General features: G+C 52.9%; 19 protein-coding genes and 2 tRNA genes. 11 read left to right on the top strand and 10 right to left on the bottom strand.

All coding sequences use genetic code 11. The features are described from left to right. The first annotated feature begins 35 nt into the window (after nt 1-35). Nucleotides 36-2,090 carry a DNA helicase IV gene (helD, locus tag GC090_RS13480; protein ID WP_324020076.1) on the top strand — a complete coding sequence of 685 codons (2,055 nt, stop codon included), beginning with the start codon at nt 36-38 and terminating at the stop codon, nt 2,088-2,090. Nucleotide 2,091: 1 nt separating this feature from the next. Here helD and mgsA read toward each other — a convergent pair whose 3' ends face one another. Then, the gene (gene mgsA / locus GC090_RS13475; protein ID WP_039341234.1) at nt 2,092-2,550 is read right to left on the bottom strand and encodes a methylglyoxal synthase; all 459 of its coding nucleotides are present in this window, start codon (nt 2,548-2,550) and stop codon (nt 2,092-2,094) included. 68 nt (nt 2,551-2,618) lie between these two features. Beyond that, entirely contained in the window at nt 2,619-3,257 is a 639-nt protein-coding gene (locus GC090_RS13470; protein WP_006118673.1) for a YccT family protein, read from the bottom strand. 167 nt (nt 3,258-3,424) lie between these two features. Here GC090_RS13470 and GC090_RS13465 point away from each other — a divergent pair, with 167 nt between their 5' ends. Continuing rightward, a complete protein-coding gene (locus GC090_RS13465; RefSeq protein ID WP_033737602.1) occupies nt 3,425-3,838 on the top strand; it encodes a CoA-binding protein in 414 nt (137 codons plus the stop codon). A 33-nt stretch (nt 3,839-3,871) separates the two neighbouring features. Here GC090_RS13465 and hspQ read toward each other — a convergent pair whose 3' ends face one another. Next, a complete protein-coding gene (hspQ, locus tag GC090_RS13460) occupies nt 3,872-4,189 on the bottom strand; it encodes a heat shock protein HspQ (protein ID WP_006118675.1) in 318 nt (105 codons plus the stop codon). A gap of 60 nt (nt 4,190-4,249) precedes the next feature. Next, the gene (gene rlmI / locus GC090_RS13455) at nt 4,250-5,440 is read right to left on the bottom strand and encodes a 23S rRNA (cytosine(1962)-C(5))-methyltransferase RlmI (RefSeq protein WP_033737601.1); all 1,191 of its coding nucleotides are present in this window, start codon (nt 5,438-5,440) and stop codon (nt 4,250-4,252) included. 81 nt (nt 5,441-5,521) lie between these two features. On the opposite strand from rlmI, the gene yccX reads away from it, so the two are divergent. Next, nucleotides 5,522-5,800, top strand: coding sequence for an acylphosphatase (gene yccX / locus GC090_RS13450; RefSeq protein WP_205950001.1), 279 nt, complete (start codon nt 5,522-5,524; stop codon nt 5,798-5,800). Here the strand turns inward: yccX and tusE are convergent, their stop codons facing one another. Beyond that, complete coding sequence (gene tusE / locus GC090_RS13445; protein ID WP_006118678.1) at nt 5,801-6,127, bottom strand: sulfurtransferase TusE; 327 nt, start codon at nt 6,125-6,127, stop codon at nt 5,801-5,803. 101 nt (nt 6,128-6,228) lie between these two features. Continuing rightward, nucleotides 6,229-6,885, bottom strand: a complete 657-nt coding sequence (yccA, locus tag GC090_RS13440; protein WP_133745120.1) for an FtsH protease modulator YccA — start codon at nt 6,883-6,885, stop codon at nt 6,229-6,231. Nucleotides 6,886-7,107: 222 nt separating this feature from the next. Between yccA and GC090_RS13435 the strand changes: the two genes are divergently transcribed. The 3 genes from GC090_RS13435 (at nt 7,108) to agp (ending at nt 9,223) form a co-directional block, all read left to right on the top strand. Further along, nucleotides 7,108-7,195: transfer RNA gene (locus GC090_RS13435), tRNA-Ser, on the top strand. 71 nt (nt 7,196-7,266) lie between these two features. Continuing rightward, nucleotides 7,267-7,354 (top strand) — tRNA-Ser (locus GC090_RS13430). Nucleotides 7,355-7,615: 261 nt separating this feature from the next. Beyond that, the gene (agp, locus tag GC090_RS13425) at nt 7,616-9,223 is read left to right on the top strand and encodes a bifunctional glucose-1-phosphatase/inositol phosphatase (protein WP_324020071.1); all 1,608 of its coding nucleotides are present in this window, start codon (nt 7,616-7,618) and stop codon (nt 9,221-9,223) included. 67 nt (nt 9,224-9,290) lie between these two features. Here agp and GC090_RS13420 read toward each other — a convergent pair whose 3' ends face one another. Genes GC090_RS13420 through wrbA form a run of 3 tightly spaced genes read right to left on the bottom strand, consistent with a single transcriptional unit; the run spans nt 9,291 to nt 11,569 of the window. After that, nucleotides 9,291-10,664, bottom strand: a complete 1,374-nt coding sequence (locus tag GC090_RS13420) for an NAD-dependent succinate-semialdehyde dehydrogenase (protein ID WP_110267822.1) — start codon at nt 10,662-10,664, stop codon at nt 9,291-9,293. Nucleotides 10,665-10,718: 54 nt separating this feature from the next. Further along, on the bottom strand, nt 10,719-10,949 hold the full coding sequence (locus tag GC090_RS13415) for a YccJ family protein (RefSeq protein WP_006118682.1): 231 nt from the start codon (nt 10,947-10,949) through the stop codon (nt 10,719-10,721). Nucleotides 10,950-10,969: 20 nt separating this feature from the next. Next, nucleotides 10,970-11,569, bottom strand: a complete 600-nt coding sequence (gene wrbA, locus GC090_RS13410; protein WP_006118683.1) for an NAD(P)H:quinone oxidoreductase — start codon at nt 11,567-11,569, stop codon at nt 10,970-10,972. A gap of 469 nt (nt 11,570-12,038) precedes the next feature. Here wrbA and GC090_RS13405 point away from each other — a divergent pair, with 469 nt between their 5' ends. The 3 genes from GC090_RS13405 to GC090_RS13395 all read left to right on the top strand — a co-directional run bounded on the left by GC090_RS13405 (nt 12,039) and on the right by GC090_RS13395 (nt 14,736). Then, a complete protein-coding gene (locus GC090_RS13405) occupies nt 12,039-12,944 on the top strand; it encodes a DMT family transporter (protein ID WP_324020068.1) in 906 nt (301 codons plus the stop codon). Between the two features lie 134 nt (nt 12,945-13,078). Next, nucleotides 13,079-13,714: an HTH-type transcriptional regulator RutR gene (rutR, locus tag GC090_RS13400; RefSeq protein WP_033737596.1), complete on the top strand. Its 636-nt coding sequence runs from the start codon at nt 13,079-13,081 to the stop codon at nt 13,712-13,714. 47 nt (nt 13,715-13,761) lie between these two features. Next, complete coding sequence (locus tag GC090_RS13395) at nt 13,762-14,736, top strand: metal-dependent hydrolase (protein ID WP_172912329.1); 975 nt, start codon at nt 13,762-13,764, stop codon at nt 14,734-14,736. Nucleotides 14,737-14,775: 39 nt separating this feature from the next. Here GC090_RS13395 and cycA read toward each other — a convergent pair whose 3' ends face one another. Continuing rightward, nucleotides 14,776-16,170: a D-serine/D-alanine/glycine transporter gene (gene cycA, locus GC090_RS13390; RefSeq protein WP_039341206.1), complete on the bottom strand. Its 1,395-nt coding sequence runs from the start codon at nt 16,168-16,170 to the stop codon at nt 14,776-14,778. 285 nt (nt 16,171-16,455) lie between these two features. Between cycA and GC090_RS13385 the strand changes: the two genes are divergently transcribed. Together GC090_RS13385 and sdiA are read left to right on the top strand one after the other, a co-directional pair. Beyond that, nucleotides 16,456-17,151: an extensin-like domain-containing protein gene (locus GC090_RS13385; protein WP_006118770.1), complete on the top strand. Its 696-nt coding sequence runs from the start codon at nt 16,456-16,458 to the stop codon at nt 17,149-17,151. A 908-nt stretch (nt 17,152-18,059) separates the two neighbouring features. After that, nucleotides 18,060-18,782 (top strand): autoinducer binding domain-containing protein, encoded by a 723-nt coding sequence (sdiA, locus tag GC090_RS13380; protein WP_033737592.1) that lies wholly within the window; start codon nt 18,060-18,062, stop codon nt 18,780-18,782. Nucleotides 18,783-18,902 lie beyond the last annotated feature (120 nt).

The raw sequence follows: 18,902 nt of genomic DNA, 5'->3' as shown, positions 1-18,902 counted from the left end.
TCCGATTACTCTCTATCTCGGTCGTTGGTGTCGGCGTGGAACTTAAAGCAACATCCATGGGCAAACGGCTTGCCCAGCATCCTTATCATCGTGTTCGCCTGTTATCCGCGGGCGTTGAGGTCAGCGGCGACAAACACGAATATTTGATCCCCTTCAATCAGTTGTCCGACATCACCTGTAAACGGGGAATGGTGTGGGGTGAACTGGAATTCTTACTGGCGGACAACAAGGTTGTGCGTTTGCACGGTACTGAATGGCAGGAGACGCAGCGTTTTTTCCACTACCTCATGCAGTCGTGGCAAAGCTGGAGTCAGGAAATGAGTGAAGTATGCGCCGCGGTTTTACAGGCGCTGCGCGACGACATTCAGGGATTCAGCGAACAGGAGCGTTGGCTGAAGCGCAGCGAACTTCAGGCGATCAAAGATAAGATCCGCAAACAGTTTGACGCGTTACCTTTGCCGCTTTCCCGCATTGAGCAGTTTGATTCCTGCCGTGAAAACTGGGCATTTTGCCAATACTGGCTGCAGCAGGGCGAGACGGCGATGACGCAGCGCAATCGTGACTGGACGGCCGCCATGTTGACCCGCTACCGGGATTTTTTCGCCACGGTGGAATCCACTCCGCTGAACGAGTCACAGGCAGAAGCGGTGGTTAACGGCGAAGACGCTGTGCTGGTGCTGGCGGGCGCTGGCAGCGGCAAAACGTCAGTATTAGTGGCCCGCGCGGGGTGGCTGTTACAGCGCAGACTGGCCGCTGCCGATCAGATTTTGTTGCTGGCATTTGGTCGTCATGCGGCGGAAGAGATGAATGACCGTATTCAAAGCCGCTTAGGGGCCGGGGATATCCAGGCGCGTACGTTTCATGCGCTGGCCCTGCATATCATTCGGCAAGGAAGTCATAAACAGCCGGTCATCAGTAAACTCGAAAGCGATCCCGACGCGCGTCGGACATGGCTGATCGACCACTGGCGTCAGCAGTGTAATGAAAAAAAAGCTCAGGCGAATGGCTGGCGGCAATGGTTGCGTGATGAACTGGAGTGGGAGGTCAGCGAAGGCCCTTTCTGGCAGGATGATCGTTTAGCACAGCGCCTGGCGTCTCGTCTTGAACGCTGGCTTGGCCTGATGCGGATGCATGGCGGCGCACAGGCCGCCATGATTGAGGATGTACCTGACGCGCTGCGCGACGTATTCAGTAAGCGGATTAAATTGATGGCACCCCTTCTGAAGGCCTGGAAAAGTGCGCTTAAGGACGAGGGCGCAGTCGACTTCTCCGGGCTGATTCATCAGGCCATCGCGATCCTCGAAAAGGGCCGCTTTGTCAGCCCCTGGAAGCATATTCTGGTTGACGAATTTCAGGATATCTCGCCACAACGCGCGGCTTTACTCAGCGCGCTGCGTCAGCAAAACACACGCACGACATTGTTTGCGGTGGGCGATGACTGGCAGGCAATTTACCGGTTCAGCGGCGCAGAGATGAGTCTGACAACGGCATTCCATCACTATTTTGGTGAGGGCGATCGTTGTGTGCTGGATACGACCTATCGTTTCAATGATCGTATTGGTGAAGTGGCGAATCGGTTTATCCAGCAAAATCCGCATCAACTGCGTAAGCCCTTAAACAGTCTGACGAAAGGGAATAAAAAGTCGATTGCTTTGCTCCCGCACGATCAGCTTGAGGCACTTCTTAACAAGCTAAGCGGTTATGTTAAAGCGGATGAGCGCGTACTGCTGTTGGCTCGCTATCACTATTTGCGTCCTGAACTGCTGGATAAGGCAAAAACCCGCTGGCCAAAAATGCGTATCGATTTTATGACCATTCATGCCAGTAAAGGTCAGCAGGCCGATTACGTCATTGTGCTGGGTCTGCAGCAAGGCAAAGAAGGGTTTCCCGCGCCGCAGCGTGAGTCCATTATGGAGCAGGGGCTGCTGCCGCAGCCCGAAGACTTCCCCGATGCAGAGGAGCGCCGGCTGGCGTATGTTGCCCTGACGCGCGCGCGGCAACAGGTCTGGTTGCTGTTCGATAAACAACAACCCTCAGTCTTCGTCGATGCGTTCCGGGCACTGGATGTACCCGTATTACGTAAAGCCTGAATCAGTTCAGGCGTTCGGCAAGGTAGCGTGCGTAATCCGGGATTCGCACGTCCACTGTCTGCGAAAAAAGCGGTGACTGAATAATAAAATCGGCCGTTGCCCGATTGGTGGCGACCGGAATATTCCACACTGTCGCCAGACGAAGCAGGGCCTTAACATCAGGATCGTGGGGCACGGCATTAAGCGGATCCCAGAAAAACATCAGCGCATCTATTTTGCCTTCGGCAATGAGCGCACCGACCTGTTGATCGCCGCCCATCGGGCCACTGAGCATCGCGTTCACGTTCAGACCGGTGTGACGGTTGATGAGATTACCGGTCGTCCCGGTTGCGTAAAGAATATGGGGTTCAAGTGCGGATTGGTTTCGTGTAACCCAGTCCAGCAGAGAAGCTTTGCAATGGTCATGGGCGACCAGCGCGATATGTTTTTGTTGACCAAGCGTTCGTACGGTGTAGTCCATAACAGCATCCTGATGCCAGTGAGCCCAACAGCCCGTTGCCGCAGTTTACCTTGTACGCTTTCTGTCTATCAACTTGCCCGCAGCATTTTGACCAGATTGATAAATTGCTGGCGGGTTGCTTCATCAAAACGTTCAAACCAGCGCTGAATTGAAGGCGTTGTGCTCTGAACGGACCAGGCGAGGTCCGCCGTCAGTTGGGCAGAAGGAGAGGGCGCGGTAAGATTCGCGAATTGCGGCACAGAGGCCGCCAGGCCCATGCGATTATACTTAACCATGGCTTTTTCGATGTCCACGCCCGGGCTGGTGGGCAGCCGATCGCGCACGCTGAATATTTCTTTGCCCTTCTCGTCCACCAGCCTGAAGGCCAGCGTTCGGTCGAAGTTATGTCGCTCGCGTGCACTGGTCAGCGGTGGCAGGCGAATCGTGATGGTTTTTGCCGCCGCAGTGAATGCCACGATCATGGGCACGGACTGGTAGCCCGGTAGCGCCGTCTTACGCGGATCTGCCGGTTGTTCTACCCGAAATAAAAATTGATGTTGACCCCGTTCAAGCTCCAGGCTGTCGGCCCCTTTCAAGAGAGAGCCTGAAATCTTACGCCCGTCCAGTACCATTAGCGTAATCTGCGGATCAAGTTTTAACGTAATTGCAGAACAGGACGCCGAAACGAGGAGGGCAATAAACCCCGTTACAGCCATTGAAAGCTTCATTTCGACTCCGGTCAAAAGTGGGTGGATGTAGCAATTTTTTACATTATGGCATTAAGTTTACAATTATACATATATATTCGAGCGAAGCGGCACAATATGTCTTTACGCCAGGAGCGAACTCTGTAACGCCTCATCTACACTAAAGATTAAAGTGAAAGGAGATGGACATGAATGATCAGACTATTCGTGACGTACTGACCCGGACAAAACGCATCGCGTTGGTGGGGGCGAGTGATCGTCCGGAACGCCCCAGTTATGGCGTAATGAAGTATCTGCTTGATCAAGGCTATGAGGTTATTCCGGTGAGTCCGAAGCTGGCAGGCAAAACCCTGTTAGGGCAGACAGCCTATGGATCGCTGGCAGAGGTGCCGGGAAAAATCGATATGGTGGATGTGTTCCGCAATTCAGAGGCAGCATGGGAAGTGGCTCAGGAAGCCATCGCTGCCGGAGCCGATTCGCTCTGGTTACAAATTGGGGTAATCAATGAGCAGGCCGCCGTGCTGGCCCAGGATGCGGGAATGACGGTGATTATGGATCGTTGCCCCAAAATTGAGATCCCGAGACTGGGGCTGGGACACTAATATCAGGCGCGGCAACACCGTTGCCGCCCGCTGTTAATGGCGCAGATGAGGAGCCTGAAGCTGTTTACGTACCGAGGCGGCCAGTTCATCCATTGAGGGCTGCTCAGGATGTTCCGGGCTGGTTTCACCGGCCAACTGAATTTCAGCCACATAGGTATGAACCTGACTGCCTTGTTCATCTTCCATCACCACATGATACCAGGGCGCACTGCGCATGGTATCGGCGGCACCAATTTCATCCAGGTGCGGCTCATCTAACGCGTATTCAGGATCGACATCGACAATGACACCCAGCACGCCGGAGAGGCGATGACGAACCTGCTGACCAATACCAAATTTACTGGCAATCATGATGACCTCCGAAAAAAACTGTCTTGCCTGTTATATGGGGGCAGGGACAGTCATTTCAAGTCACATGACGCGGCAGGCGAAGCCTTTCAGGTAAAGTCCTTCAGGATAGGTTGCAATCACGGGATGATCGGCCGCCTGGCGGAACTGTTCAACAAACTGCACGTCACGGCCGGCATCCAGTGCGGCATCTGCGATGATTTTCTGGAAAAGGTCGGTAGCCATTAAGCCCGAACAGGAGAAGGTCATCAATATTCCGCCGGGATTCAGTAACTGAATGGCCAGCATGTTAATGTCTTTATAGCCCCGGCAGGCTCCCATGAGCTGGCTTTTATTCTCCACGAACTTAGGCGGATCCATAATGATGAGATCAAATTTTTCACCCTCATCACGGTAGCGGCGCAGCAGTTTAAAGACATCATCGCGCTGAAATTTAGCACGCGCGAGATCCAGCTTATTCAGCTCAACGTTTTGTCGTGCAACATCCAGCGCGTCCTGAGACGTATCTACGCTGATAACTTCCTGACAACCGCCGATTAGCGCTGATACGGCAAAGCCACCGGTGTAGGAGAAACAGTTAAGCACGCGAGCATCTTTGGCATAGCGCCGTGTGGCATAACGGCTGTCGCGCTGGTCAAGGTAATAGCCTGTTTTATGCCCACCCTGAATATCCACCAGCAGTTTCATATCGTGTTCGGTGATCGGCAAGAGTGCGGGAGGATACTCACCGGTAACGGTGCCCTGCGCCAGTTCCAGCCCTTCTTTTTTACGGACAGCGACATCAGATCGATCGTAGATAGCACAATCCGGAAAGCACTGCTGCAGCGCTGAAATGATAGCGGGGCGTTGGTATTCTGCGCCGGCGGATAATAACTGCAGCACCAGAAAGCGTCCGAAACGGTCAATAGTCACGCCAGGCAGACCATCCGACTCGCCAGCGATCAGGCGATAGCTGTCCAGCCCATCGCGCTCAGCCAGCCATTCACGCCAGACCAGCGCGTGCTGAAAACGCCGCACGAAAAAGGCGATATCAATGGATTCGTCCTGCTGCCAGCTCCAGACGCGGGCGCGAATCTGTGACTGCGGTGAATAGGCGGCGCGAGCCAGCCATTTGCCATTACTGTCACAGACATCAATGGTTTCACCTTGTTGCGCTTTGCCTTCCAGACGAGCAACGGCCCCAGAGAAAACCCAGGGATGGCGACGGAGCAGGGACTTTTCACGTCCCTTCGCGAGAATCAATCGAACGGTCATATTTGCTATGCTTACCTGAAAAAATGAGGCGCTATTGTCCAGTGGATAACGGCAAATTGCAACGAAAGGCAGGAGAAGGCCATGGCGAAGGTCTGTTACAAAGCCTGGGTACAGGGCACGGTGCAGGGCGTGGGTTTCCGTTACAGCACCCAGGCGAAAGCAAATACACTTAACGTGCAGGGTTACGCACGGAACCTTGAAGATGGTCGTGTGGAAGTCCTGGCCTGCGGCGATACCGAACAGGTCAATGCATTACTCGACTGGTTAAAAGCGGGCGGGCCGCGCACAGCCCGTGTAGAAAAGGTCCTGGTGGAGCCGCATCATGCCGCTGACATGCCGCACGGCTTCACCACGGGTTGATTACAGGCATTTTGCCGGTTTTGGCAGACCGGCAATTTTGGTTGCCTGCTTAGCAGGGCCCTCGGGGAAAAGGCGAAACAGGTAACGGCTGTTTCCTTTTTCTTCGCCATACTTTTTTGCCATCGCCTTCACCAGCATTCTTACGGCGGGGGAAGTATTAAATTCCAGATAAAAGTCGCGCACGAAGCGCACGACTTCCCAATGGGCATCTGTCATGGTGATGGCTTCTTCTGCCGCAATCTGCAGCGCCAGGCCTTCGCTCCAGTCCTGATGGTTTTTCAGATAACCTTCGGCATCGACAGCAATTTCGTCACCGTTGTAATTCATAGTGCATCCTCAGATTCGTTCGGGCTGCAGTTTACCAAACTGGCCTCACAGAAAAAGCAAAAACCCCGCCTGAGCGGGGTTTTCAGTTTACATGCAGTGCGTTAGTTACTGCGTGAGAAACCCAGGATGCTTAACAGGCTCACGAAGATGTTATAGAGGGAAACATACAGGCTGACCGTTGCACGAATATAGTTGGTTTCGCCGCCATGAATGATGTTGCTGGTTTCCCACAAAATAGCCCCCGCCGAGAACAGAATGAACAGGGCGCTAATCGCCAGTTGCAGCGCTGGCAAGTGCAGGAACAGGTTCGCCACCACGGCGACCAGTAACACGACAAAGCCCGCCATCATCATGCCGCCAAGGAAGGACATATCCCGTCCTGTCGTCAGCACATAGGCAGAGCAGCAGAAAAACACCAGTGCCGTTCCGCCGAGCGCCAGGGCGATCACGTCACCCATCCCTGCGGCCAGATAGGTGCTCAGGATAGGACCCAGACAGTAGCCCAGGAAGCCCGTAAATGCGAAAGCAGCTAAAATTCCCGCCGGGCTGTCAGCCAGACGGTAGGTCAGGAACATCAGACCATAGAAGCCCACCAGCATCAGGATCAAACCCGGGGCGGGCAGGGCCAGCAGTGTACTCGCTGTTGCGGTCAGCGCGGAAAAGGCGAGGGTCAGGCCCAGCAGAAAATAGGTGTTACGCAGGACCTTGTGCGTACTCAGTAATGACTGTCGCGATGATGATGAAACTATTCTGTCCATGTTGCGCTCCTGTAAGGCAGAACACCAAATATGCGTTGAGAATACGCAGCGCGATAAAGCGGGAAAAGAGGTTTTACCCTTCTTTACGCGAAAAAAACGCTAATTCTTTGAGCACACTGGCGATTTTGACAACGAATAACGCTTTTTTGACTGTTTTTCAGGCGAACGGATTATCACAGGCTTTACATCTCCATAGGGGATGTTTATAGTGCGCGTCATTGCGGAGGGGTGGCCGAGCGGCTTAAGGCAGCGGTCTTGAAAACCGCCGATGGGAAACCATCCGAGAGTTCGAATCTCTCCTCCTCCGCCACTTCATCTCTTTAAGAGTGAAGTGGCAAGACAGCGTTATCGCATCTTGCCTTTGCAGTAGTATGACAACCCGGAGGGATGGCCGAGCGGCTTAAGGCAGCGGTCTTGAAAACCGCCGATGGGAAACCATCCGAGAGTTCGAATCTCTCTTCCTCCGCCACATTCACAGGCCAGCACAGCGTGCTGGCCTGTTTCGTTTTACGTGCCTGACACATTTCTTCATTATTATCCCTGCCTTTTCAGTAAACTGGACTGTTTTTACCCGCGTCCGGTATCTCTGCTATAGTCCAGTAATTGTTTTTACTGTCACCTGGCGCTTTTCAGGGGCAAGCTGAGTTACACTATCCGTCACATCGCTCTATGGCGAGCTAATCGGTTGATAGCCAGAGTGTTTTTTTACTGAATGAATGGAATAGGCACAATGATCAAGAAACTGAGTCTTTGCGCATTGTCGGTACTCGCTGCATTACCGATCGGGACGCTGGCCCACGCCGCGGATAACGAGATGCAGCTCCAGCAGGTACTGATGTTTAGCCGCCATAATCTGCGTGCGCCGCTTGCGGATAACGGTAGCGTACTGGCACAGTCCACCAAAAAAAGCTGGCCAGAGTGGGAAGTGCCCGGCGGGCAACTGACCACCAAAGGTGGCGTGCTGGAAGTCTATATGGGTAACTACACGCGCCAGTGGCTTGCGCAGCAGGGCCTGGTGAAGAACGGCGCCTGTCCGGACAGCAACAGTGTGTTTGTCTACGCAAACAGCCTGCAACGTACCGTAGCGACGGCCCAGTTTTTTGTAAATGGTGCCTTCCCGGGCTGTGATATTACGGTGACCCATCAGGATGAAATGGGCAGCATGGATCCGGTATTTAATCCCGTGATCACCGACGGCAATGAAGAATTCATCAAAAAAGCGCTGGCGGACATGACTGCCGCTAATGAGAAGCTGGCCCTGAAGCCAGCGTATCAGCGTCTGGACAAAATTGTCGACTACAAGTCTTCTCCGGCCTGTAATAACAAAAAGCAGTGCGATCTGAGCAGTGGGCAAAATACCTTTATTGTTGAAAACGGCAAAGAGCCTGGCGTGAACGGACCGCTGAAAGTGGGGAATTCCCTTATGGATGCCTTTACGCTGCAATATTACGAAGGCTTCCCGCTGGATCAGGTTGCCTGGGGGCAAATTAAAACCCCTGAGCAGTGGCAGTCACTGTCAGCGATCAAAAACGGTTATCAGGACACGCTGTTTACCACACCAGATGTGGCACGCAACGTCGCGGCTCCGCTGGTGGACTATATCCGCAGCCAGCTCATCGATCAGGATAAAGCTGACTCACCCAAAGTGACCCTGATGGTAGGGCATGACTCCAACATAGCGTCATTGTTGAGCGCCTTACAGGTCAAACCTTATGATCTGCCAGAGACCTATGAGAAAACGCCCATCGGTGGACAGGTGGTGTTTGAACGCTGGCATGATGCCAAAAACAACAAAGACCTGCTGAAGATGGAATACGTGTATCAGACCGCCGATCAGTTGCGCGATGCCCAGGTGTTAAGTCTGAAAACGCCACCGAAGCGCGTCACCCTGCAACTGGCGGGTTGTCCGACTGACGCGAACGGTTACTGCAGCTGGGAGCAGTTTACCCAGGTGCTGAACAGCGCGCTGCAGGGAACCGCGTTGCAACCGGCGGCGGCAGAGCAGCCAGCGGCCAGTGCCAACGCGGGCGGGGCGAATCCTGCGGAGTCAAAAGCTGACAATAAAGCCAGCGCCGATAAGGCGACGGCTGATAGCGCTGCTGCCCAGAAAGCGGCTGACGATAAGGTAAAGGCGGACAAAGCGGCTGACGAGAAAGCGAAAGCTGATAAAGCAGCCGCGGATAAAGCCGCTGCGCAAAAGGCGGCGGATGAGAAGGCCAGCGCTGATAAGGCTGCTGCCCAGAAAGCGGCGGATGACAAAGCCAAAGCGGAAAACGCCGCCAACGCGCAAAATAAAACGGATAACAGTCCTGCGAAGCAGCCCGCTGCAGCCAACTAATAGCTTTCGGTCACTGAAAACAAAAAACCCCGTTAAGACGGGGTTTTTTTTACGCTTCAGGCTGCGCTTATCCGGCCACAACCACCAGTTTCTGGTTCGCAAACTCTTTGATACCCAGATCGGAAAGTTCGCGTCCGTAGCCAGAACGCTTCACACCGCCGAAAGGCAGCTCCGCAGAGGTGTCGCTCTGCGAGTTGATGAACACCATGCCCGTTTCAATGGCGGAGGCCAGCTTACGGCCACGCGCAATATCGCGTGTCCACACGGAACCGCCCAGCCCATAGTGTGAATCATTGGCCAGGGCCACCGCCTCGTCATCATTGGCGACCACATAAACCTGCGCCACCGGGCCAAAAAACTCCTGAAAATAGGCAGGGTTATCGCGGGTGATATGGGTAAGCAGCGTGGGCTGGTAATAGCACCCTACGCCCGCCACCGCTTTACCACCTGTGACCAGCTTAGCGCCGTTTGCGACGGCTTCATCAACCTGTTTAACCAGACGATCGCGCGCATCAGCCGACGAAAGCGGTCCCAGAGTGGTTTTCTCATCCAGCGGATCGCCCAACACCGCTGCGTTAAGCGCCGCACTGAATTTATCGATAAAGGTATCCGCAATCTTCTCGTTCAGAATAAAACGCTTGGCTGCTGTACAGACCTGACCGCAGTTGCTCAGCCGCGCCTGCACGCCCTGACGAACGGCTTCATCCAGATCGGCATCCTCCGTGACCACAAAGACGTCATTGCCGCCCAACTCCAGCGTGGATTTTTTCAAATGCTTACCGGCCTGTTCAGCAACGGCGCTTCCCGCCCGTTCGGATCCTGTCAGAGCCACGCCCTGTACCCGGTCATCGGCAATCAGTTCCGCAACCTGATCGGTAGAGATAAACAGGTTGGTCCAGGCACCCTCAGGCGCGCCCGCTTCCTTCACCAGCTTTTCGAAGACATCGGCACAATGCGGCACGATGTTGGCGTGTTTAGCCAGTACCGGATTACCCAGTGCCAGATTTGGTGCCAGCACGCGCATCAGTTGGTAGTAGGGGAAGTTCCACGGTTCGACCGCAACCAGCACACCAATGGGATGATACTCAACCCAGGCATCGCCCAACTCACTTTCATAAGGTTGTGGCTTCAGGATGCGTTCTGCATGCTCAGCGTAATAGCGGGCGATTTGCGCGCAGATTTTGACTTCGCCACGGCTTTGGCCAATCAGCTTGCCCATCTCTTTACTGGCAATAGTCGCCAGTTCTTCCGCACGGTCATCAATCAGATCAGCCAGTTTTTTCAATACCTGAAGTCGTGGCTGAATAGCGCCTTTACTCCAGTCAGAGTGGAACAGCCGATCCGCCGTTTCCAGCGCTTGCGTCACGGCCGCGCTGTCATGGGAAGGCCAGCTTTTCATTAACTGATTGTTTGCCGGGTTGATGCTTTGATAGGAAGACATAGAATTCTCCGTGGTCAACGATAAAAAAAGGGCGGGGCCAGGCCCGCCATGCCGTCAGACGTTCTTTCGCTCAACCGTTTTGTCGTCCCACGTGAGGACGTCCTGATCGGTTTTTTCAAACGCGCGGATTAATACGTCATCGCTTCCCTGTTGACGCCAGATCTCTTCCGCCAGGCGCTCGTCATAGTTTGCGACTTCAAAAATGGCCTCGGCAATTTCGGGCGAGGTGTGACGCAAACTGGCCCATTCACCTACGTGATGTGCTTTTGACTGATTCGTCGACATACTGATCTCCTTCTGAAAGGTTAGTCCTTAAGTTTTGCTGCCAGCCCGGCAACGTGTTCGCCCTGGAAACGGGCAATAATCAATTCTTCCTGGGTTGGCTGACGTGAACCGTCACCACCGGCCAGCGTAGTGGCACCATAAGGCGTACCGCCGCGGACCTCAGAAATGTCAAACATCTCTTTGGTACCATAGCCGATAGGCACGATGACCATGCCGTGGTGGGCGAGGGTGGTCCAGACAGACGTAATGGTTTGTTCCTGTCCTCCTCCGGTACCGGTGGAGGTAAAGACGCTGGCAATTTTGCCGTAGAGCGCGCCAGAGGCCCACAGGCCGCCTGTCCGGTCCCAGAATGTTCGCATCTGCCCTGACATGTTGCCGAAACGGGTAGGGGTGCCCACGATGATGGCATCGTAGTCAGGCAGTATCTCTGGCGTCGCTTCAGGCGCGGATTGCTGAGTTTTACCACCAACTTCCGCAAAGCGTTGTGCATCCATGGTTTCAGGGACGCGCATCACATCTACCTGGGCGCCAGGCACCTTACGTGCGCCTTCCGCGACAGCGTTCGCCATGGTTTCAACGTGTCCATACATTGAATAGTAAAGCACCAGAATCTTAGCCATTGATCTCTCCGGGAGTTAGTCAACACATCGAAAAGTATAGAAGAGCTTTACCTGACTGTGAGAAATCACCGGTCAGACAGTCAGCGTAACGACACTGAAAATACTGAGAATGGTTTTTTTTAAGGATTAATCATCGTCTTTTAAGTCAATTCTTAGCGTAGAGTCTGTTTCTAAATGTAATTTTCAGCGATCCAGAGACCTAAAAGGTGGAATGTCACACAGGCTTTCACGCACATATCCTTCGATGAACATCAAGCCGCCTCACGTGAAGCGATGTGGCTCTGGACGTTCATGTATCAGAAGATCGCAAACCGGTGCAGGTATGTTCACCTGTTATCGCTCCAGCCCAGACCGTGTCAGGCGACGGGGTGCCGCCTGATGCGAGGCGACAGTCACGCGGCAGCAAACGGAATTGCATTCGCCCGGAGCACTGATCACAATAGCGCCTGAAAACAGATACAGGTGAATTATGTCGGATACGACTCGCAAACTGACCGTCGGTATTACGCGTCAGGAACTGGTCCTTATTTTTATTACAGTAATCTGGGGGGGAACGTTTCTGGTCGTGCATCAGGCGATGCATTATTCAGGCCCGTTCTACTTTGTCGGTTTACGCTTTGCTACCGCTGCGCTGTTACTGGCGTTTTTTTTCCGCCGCTATCTTGCTGCTGTCTGTTGGCGCGAAGTCAAAGCGGGCACGATGATCGGCCTCACGATTGCGGGGGGCTACGGCTTACAAACCTGGGGCATGCAGACGATATCCAGCAGTCAGTCAGCGTTTCTCACCGCGCTTTATGTTCCCGTGGTGCCGCTGTTGCAGTGGCTGTTTCTGCGCCGTCCGCCAAAACTGATGGCGTGGTTGGGTATTTCACTGGCGTTCTGCGGATTGATTCTGGTCGCGGGGCCGCAGGATGGCCGAATTGCGCTGAATCAAGGGGAGGCCGCGACGTTACTCAGCACGCTGGCTATTGCCGGAGAAATCATTCTTATCAGTCGTTATGCCGGTCAGGTTGATGTGCGTCGGGTGACCTTCATTCAACTGACTGTCGCTTCACTGTGTGCCTTCTGCTTTATGATCCCGAATGGTGAATCCGTGCCTGCGTTATCGACCCCGCTGTTAGTCAGCGCGGTCGGGCTCGGCGCAGCCAGTGCGCTGATACAGGTAACAATGAACTGGGCTCAACGCAGCGTATCACCGACACGCGCCACGGTCATTTATGCCGGTGAACCGGTCTGGGCGGGTGTGGTGGGGCGTTTAGCAGGCGAGCGTCTGCCGGCCGCTGCTATTCTTGGCGGTATCCTGATTGTCTGCGGGGTCATTGTCAGCGAGTTGCGCTGGAAACGTAGCATGCCATCGGCCTCTTCCGATGAATAGTGGCGCGAGAATAAGTGCTTATGGCCCTGTCAGTGTGGCCCTTTCTCTGCGCCGTATATCACAGCTGTCGGCACGTTACCGCCTGAAAACAGTCTGTTGCCGTGATGCGTAACGGTAACGTGAAGGAGAAACGTATGAAAAAGGCTACGCCCGGGCCAACGCGTCGTGCGGTCGCCGTTGCAGCGAAACGTGCGGCAATTTTGCAGGCTGCCCTGACCTGTTTTTCCCAGTTTGGTATTCACGGGACGCGGCTGGAGAAAGTCGCGGAGCAGGCTGGCGTCTCCAAAACCAACTTGCTGTACTACTATCCCTCTAAAGAAGCGCTTTATATTGCCGTATTAAAAGAGATCCTGGATGTCTGGCTGGCACCGCTACGTGCCCTGACTTACGAGCAGGAGCCGTTGCGCGCCGTGCGTCAGTATATTCGCCTTAAGCTGGAGGTTTCTCGCGATTATCCACAGGCATCAAAGTTGTTTTGCCTGGAAATGCTGCAGGGTGCGCCCTTGCTGAAAGGTGAACTGGCCGGCGATCTGAAGACGTTGATGGACGACAAAACAGCGATAATTGAGCGCTGGATAGCTGAAGGACGGCTGGCGGCGATTGCGCCTCAGCATCTGATCTTTATGCTGTGGGCGACGACACAGCATTATGCTGACTTTGCCAGCCAGGTCGAAGCGATCACGGGAAATCAGCTCAGCAATCCTGTTTTCTTCGAGGAAACGGTGGAGAACGTTCAGCGCATTATTATTGAAGGCATTCGCGTTCGTTAATAAAACGCGATCAAACTCAGCCCTGTAACAGACAAGGGAGTGGCGTGATGGATTCTGTTTCACAATGTGTTCTGGGCGCATCCGTGGCGCTGGCTGTGATGGGGCGGCGCGTACCTGCCTGGCAAGCCGCGGCGGTAGGCGCAATCAGTGGCACATTGCCCGATCTGGATGTGTTTATCGACCACGGTGATGCTATCCGCAACATGACGCTGCACCGGACTGAAAGCCATGCCTTACTCTATCTGACGTTGTGTTCACCGTTGCTCGCCGCGCTGGTCGCGCGGCTGTTCAAATCCGGCGTGACATGGATCGCCTGGTGGCCTGCTATTTGGCTGGCGCTGATCACGCATCCCCTTCTTGATTTGATGACAGTCTATGGCACTCAGCTTGGGCTGCCTCTCACCGATCATCCTTATGCGATTGGCAGCATGTACATCGTCGATCCGCTTTATACGTTGCCGCTTATCATCGGGCTCTGTGTCGCTTTGTGGCGGCGTAACAGACGGGGATTACGCTGGAATCACGCGGGGCTGGCACTCAGTACCGGCTACCTCGCCTGGAGTATAGTCATTCAGCAGGTGGCTGATGAACACATTAAACACTCACTCGAACAGCAGGGGGTGGCGACTGACAAGGTGTTGGTCACCCCAACGGCATTCAATACGCTGGTCTGGCGCAGCGTCATCATCACGCCTGACCGCTATGGCGAGGCTTACTGGTCTTTGCTGTCGCCTGCTCGTCCTGTCACGGTAACGTGGCGGCCGCGTCATCCTGAGCTATTCGTCCCGTTTAAAGGAAACTGGCTGGCAGAACGTGTTGCCTGGTTCAGCCATGGCTTTTATGCCATGGATGAGCGCGACGGGCAGGTCACCATTGCAGATTTGCGCATGGGAGAAGGGAGCCATTACACGTTTACGTTTGGTTTGGGCACGGCGGAAAGCCCTGATTTGCAGCCACAGCGCCTGCCGTCTGGTGAACGGGCCCTGCGCCGCGGCGTCAGTCGTATACTTGAGCGGTTATAAAAAAGCCCGACGTGCGTCGGGCTTTTTTCAGTCTCTATATCAACGACGCGTGCGTCGACGCAGTTGCCAGCCTGCGGCGAGCAGGATAAACCACAACGGCGTGACCATGAGTGCCTGTCGCGTGTCTTCCTGCAGTGTTAGCAGCACCAGTATAAAGACAAAAAACGCCATACATGCCCAGCACATGAATTTGCCTAAAGGCATTTTAAATGTCGAGGCGGCATGACGTTCCGGAAATTTTTTGCGATATGCAAGGTAACTGCACAGAATAATGGTCCACACAAACATAAACAGAATGGCAGACACGGTGGTCACCAGCGTAAAGACCGTCATCACATTCGGGATCAGGTAAATCAGAGCCACACCACACAGCAGGCAGAAGCAGGAAAAGAACAAGCCGGTCGTGGGCACCGCGCGTGACGATAAACGACCAAAAGCACGGCTGGCAACGCCCTGCTGCGACAGACCATACAGCATGCGGCTGGTGGAGAAAATACCGCTGTTGGCTGAGGATGCCGCCGACGTCAGGACCACGAAGTTAACAATGCTGGCCGCAGCTGGCAGGCCAATGAGCACGAACATTTCCACAAACGGACTGCGATCGGCCATCACTTCGGTCCACGGGGTAACGGACATAATCACCAGCAGCGCCAGAACATAGAACATAATGACGCGCAGCGGAATGGCATTAATGGCCCGCGGTAAAACCCTGTGCGGGTCATGCGTTTCGGCCGCCGCTGTACCCACCAGCTCGATACCGACAAACGCAAAGACGGCGATCTGGAATCCGGCAAAAAATCCGCTCAGTCCTTTCGGGAAAAGCCCCCCGTGATCCCAGATATTACTCAGTGCAGCGGTGCCACCACCCGGCGACGGGTAATGAATGGACACCAACACAATGCCGGTAATGATCAGCGCGACAATCGCCACGATCTTGATGATGGCAAACCAGAACTCCATCTCGCCAAATAATTTCACCGTGGCAATGTTTAAGGCCAGGAAAACAAAAACACATAGCAGTGCGCTCATCCAGATCGAAAAGCCGGGAAACCAGAGCTGGAAGTAGGCGCTTATAGCCACCACGTCGGCAATGCCGGTAACAACCCAACAGAACCAGTATGTCCAGCCGGTGAAGTAGCCGGCCCAGGGACCCAGTAAGTCAGCCGCAAAGTCGCTAAAGGATTTATACTCAAGATTCGACAGCAGTAATTCGCCCATTGCCCGCATGACAAAAAACAGCATGAAGCCGATGATCATGTAAACGAAAATGATCGAAGGTCCTGCCAGACTAATTGTTTTACCCGATCCCATGAACAAACCGGTGCCAATCGCACCGCCAATAGCGATGAGCTGGATGTGTCGGTTATGAAGATTACGTCGCAGCGTGTCATCGCCCTGTGAGCTCGCCTGCGTTTGAGTAGATTGATCAACCATGAAAGTGTCTTTCCTGTCTTGATGTTGTGTCAGCTCTGGTGGCTGTTGAGAATACCGGATTGCCGGGAGCAATTTGGCATAAGATAGTGGAAGTGTTAATGAAAACGGTAATTGTTTTTTAACAATATCGGACAACGCTGGCATTAAAACGGCGCTTTCACTTAACGTTGGCGATTTTTACGTCAGATTAAGTAATATTTCATCACCCTGTGTCATCTTTTAAGCGTATCCTGCCGTGTGCTTCTACACTACCTCCGTACAGCTTCTTTCAGCTACAGAGGTTCTATGCGCACACTTGTTCTGCTTATCATCATGACCGGAGTGGGGTGGATGAGTTTGCCATGGTTAAAACAGCACCTTCCTGCGCAATTTAATCCCTTTACGCCACTCTCTGTAACGGATCCGCCGGGCTGGATGACGCGATTAAAACTCAAAAGACTGCAAACTGATCCCGCCGCCTGTCTTGACGTGATGCAGCGTGCACAGCAGGCCGGCGTTGTACGTTTCAGTCAACGGCCGGCGGTGACAGGGGCCTGCCCGTTGTCCGGCCCCCTCAGGCTGCAAAATTTTGGGCCCGTCTCGCTCAGCAGCAGTTTCCTCGCCAGTTGCCCAATGGCTGTTGCGGCTACAATGTACGTGGCTTACAGCCGCGAGCAAATGTTACTTCTGTCTGGCAGTGATCTGACCCGAATTGAACATGTCGGAAGTTATGCCTGCCGCAACATCTATCATCAGGCCACCGGACGGCTGAGTGAACATGCCAGCGCGGATGCCTGGGATATTACCGCCTACCAGCTTGCTAACGGCGAGCGGTTGGTGCCAGGAAAAAACTGGCAACAACCTGGCCAGAAATCACTATTACTTCATGCATTATGGCGATCGGGTTGTAACTTTTTTGGTAATGCGCTTGGGCCTGATTATAATCGCGCGCATGCTACACATTTTCATCTGGGCATGCGGGGGGCGGGTTATTGCAGGTGAGGTTAACCTTTACTTTCACCGTAAAACTGTGTCGTGGGTTTAATATTATTTTCTTCTGTTCTGCTTTTTTACTGTTTTAAAAAGGGTGTCACATCTGCTTATTTTTTCTCATGGCGTCAGTGTTATTTAAATCATTCACCCGGTGTTATCACCGTTCATTGCCTGCTAAATGACCAAATTGAGAGAGTATACTGCATTATTATTACCTGACTGGGTGAATGATGCCGTTTTAACAGGGCGATAAATTTGAGTTATCTGTACATAAATAAAGGAGGATGACAGTGTCGTTAAATAATTATTTTTCTCTTTTCAGATGCGTTATTTATTAAATAAGTTATCTGTACAAGCCCGCACCAGGCCAAAATGACAGCGGTCACCGGTCTGCGCCATCCGCCAGGCGTCTTGCCTGTAAAGACGGACAGTGCCGTTATGCAGGCCGTTCAACAGGCCTTGTAAGGCCGTCTGCCCTACGACGCAGAGCCATAAGCCATCTTTTGTAGGACCAAAAGATCCGGGTAAAACGCGTACCAGAAAAGGGGTACTTTCCCTGCCTGACTGCAGAAAACATGCGGTGGTGATTGCCTGAAAAAGACATCGTGTTTTACAAGATATGATCTGCGTTTTTTTTCAGCATAATAGGTTGCCGGGCGCAACTTATCGAGTGAGATTTGTTGATCATGGCTATGTTAAATGATTGAAAAAATATAAGAAAAATCTTATTATTTCCTCTGTTGCACTCGCCTGAGTTATCCCGAAGCGTTTGCTTACCCTGTATTTTTATCCTTTTCTCTGCAGGTCGTTGTCGCCACAATGAAAATAATGCTTTTTATGACGTCGCAACAAAGAGTAAATTAATTACATAACGTGTTAATCAGAAATACCCGGCAAGTTGTTGAATTTGAGGCAATATGATAGGTGAAGATTATTTTTCCTGGCGTGAAAATGTCGAACAGCACTTTCAGGTATTAACGGCAGCTCCGCAATTAAAGGGGCTTTTACAGGATTATATCCAGTCACTGGGCTTCGATTTTTTCGCTTTTTTTATCCAGCATCGCGTTCCTTTTACGCGTCCGCGAGTTTATTTGCATGATACTTACCCCGAAGCGTGGATTAAACGTTATAAGGAACGGAATTATTATGCCATTGACCCCGTGTTGCAGCGCTGCCTGCGTGCTGGAAAAGGGGTGGAATGGACACCTGAACTCTTTTGCTCGGCGAAGGAAATGTGGCAAGAAGCGGGTAATTTTGGGCTGCTGAGCGGATTTTCTTGTTCTGCAATGGCGTCAAATCGAGCCGTTGGTATATTATCTATAGGTTCGCATCGTCCCTTTATTACTGACTGTCGGCAAGTGGAGCTGGAGGTAAAGTTGCACTTCCTCGCCGAGCAAAGCTTGTGCTTACTTGAACGCCTCAATGATGAAGCGCTGATGGTTCAGGGAAATGATTTCAGCCAGCGTGAGCTGGAAATTTTGAAATGGACCGCAGAGGGAAAAACCTCTCAGGAAATTTCACTTATTTTGTCGATTTCTGAACACACCGTAAATTTTTACCAAAAAAATATGAAAAAACGTTTTAATGTTTCCAATAAAACGCAGATTGCCTGCTATGCCGCAGCAATTGGTGTGATTTAAAAGAAAAGCAACTGCCAACTTTAGTAGTTCCTTACCTGAAGGGACTTCTCTACCCTGCGCGGGTGCGCTTTTGGCAGGCGCAAAGAAATCATTGCAAACATGGGGATGTCAGAGGCGCAT

Origin of the sequence: Pantoea sp. JZ29, assembly GCF_035190385.1 — a bacterium.
GTDB classification, from domain to species: domain Bacteria; phylum Pseudomonadota; class Gammaproteobacteria; order Enterobacterales; family Enterobacteriaceae; genus Pantoea; species Pantoea stewartii.
This window is presented reverse-complemented; position numbering and strand designations above follow the sequence as displayed.

Coding starts and splice junctions, on each gene's coding strand:
- mgsA (WP_039341234.1), bottom strand. CDS start 2,550: ATGGACTACACCGTACGAACGCTTGGTCAACAAAAACATATCGCGCTG.
- GC090_RS13470 (WP_006118673.1), bottom strand. CDS start 3,257: ATGAAGCTTTCAATGGCTGTAACGGGGTTTATTGCCCTCCTCGTTTCG.
- GC090_RS13465 (WP_033737602.1), top strand. CDS start 3,425: ATGAATGATCAGACTATTCGTGACGTACTGACCCGGACAAAACGCATC.
- hspQ (WP_006118675.1), bottom strand. CDS start 4,189: ATGATTGCCAGTAAATTTGGTATTGGTCAGCAGGTTCGTCATCGCCTC.
- rlmI (WP_033737601.1), bottom strand. CDS start 5,440: ATGACCGTTCGATTGATTCTCGCGAAGGGACGTGAAAAGTCCCTGCTC.
- yccX (WP_205950001.1), top strand. CDS start 5,522: ATGGCGAAGGTCTGTTACAAAGCCTGGGTACAGGGCACGGTGCAGGGC.
- tusE (WP_006118678.1), bottom strand. CDS start 6,127: ATGAATTACAACGGTGACGAAATTGCTGTCGATGCCGAAGGTTATCTG.
- yccA (WP_133745120.1), bottom strand. CDS start 6,885: ATGGACAGAATAGTTTCATCATCATCGCGACAGTCATTACTGAGTACG.
- agp (WP_324020071.1), top strand. CDS start 7,616: ATGATCAAGAAACTGAGTCTTTGCGCATTGTCGGTACTCGCTGCATTA.
- GC090_RS13420 (WP_110267822.1), bottom strand. CDS start 10,664: ATGTCTTCCTATCAAAGCATCAACCCGGCAAACAATCAGTTAATGAAA.
- GC090_RS13415 (WP_006118682.1), bottom strand. CDS start 10,949: ATGTCGACGAATCAGTCAAAAGCACATCACGTAGGTGAATGGGCCAGT.
- wrbA (WP_006118683.1), bottom strand. CDS start 11,569: ATGGCTAAGATTCTGGTGCTTTACTATTCAATGTATGGACACGTTGAA.
- GC090_RS13405 (WP_324020068.1), top strand. CDS start 12,039: ATGTCGGATACGACTCGCAAACTGACCGTCGGTATTACGCGTCAGGAA.
- rutR (WP_033737596.1), top strand. CDS start 13,079: ATGAAAAAGGCTACGCCCGGGCCAACGCGTCGTGCGGTCGCCGTTGCA.
- GC090_RS13395 (WP_172912329.1), top strand. CDS start 13,762: ATGGATTCTGTTTCACAATGTGTTCTGGGCGCATCCGTGGCGCTGGCT.
- cycA (WP_039341206.1), bottom strand. CDS start 16,170: ATGGTTGATCAATCTACTCAAACGCAGGCGAGCTCACAGGGCGATGAC.
- GC090_RS13385 (WP_006118770.1), top strand. CDS start 16,456: ATGCGCACACTTGTTCTGCTTATCATCATGACCGGAGTGGGGTGGATG.
- sdiA (WP_033737592.1), top strand. CDS start 18,060: ATGATAGGTGAAGATTATTTTTCCTGGCGTGAAAATGTCGAACAGCAC.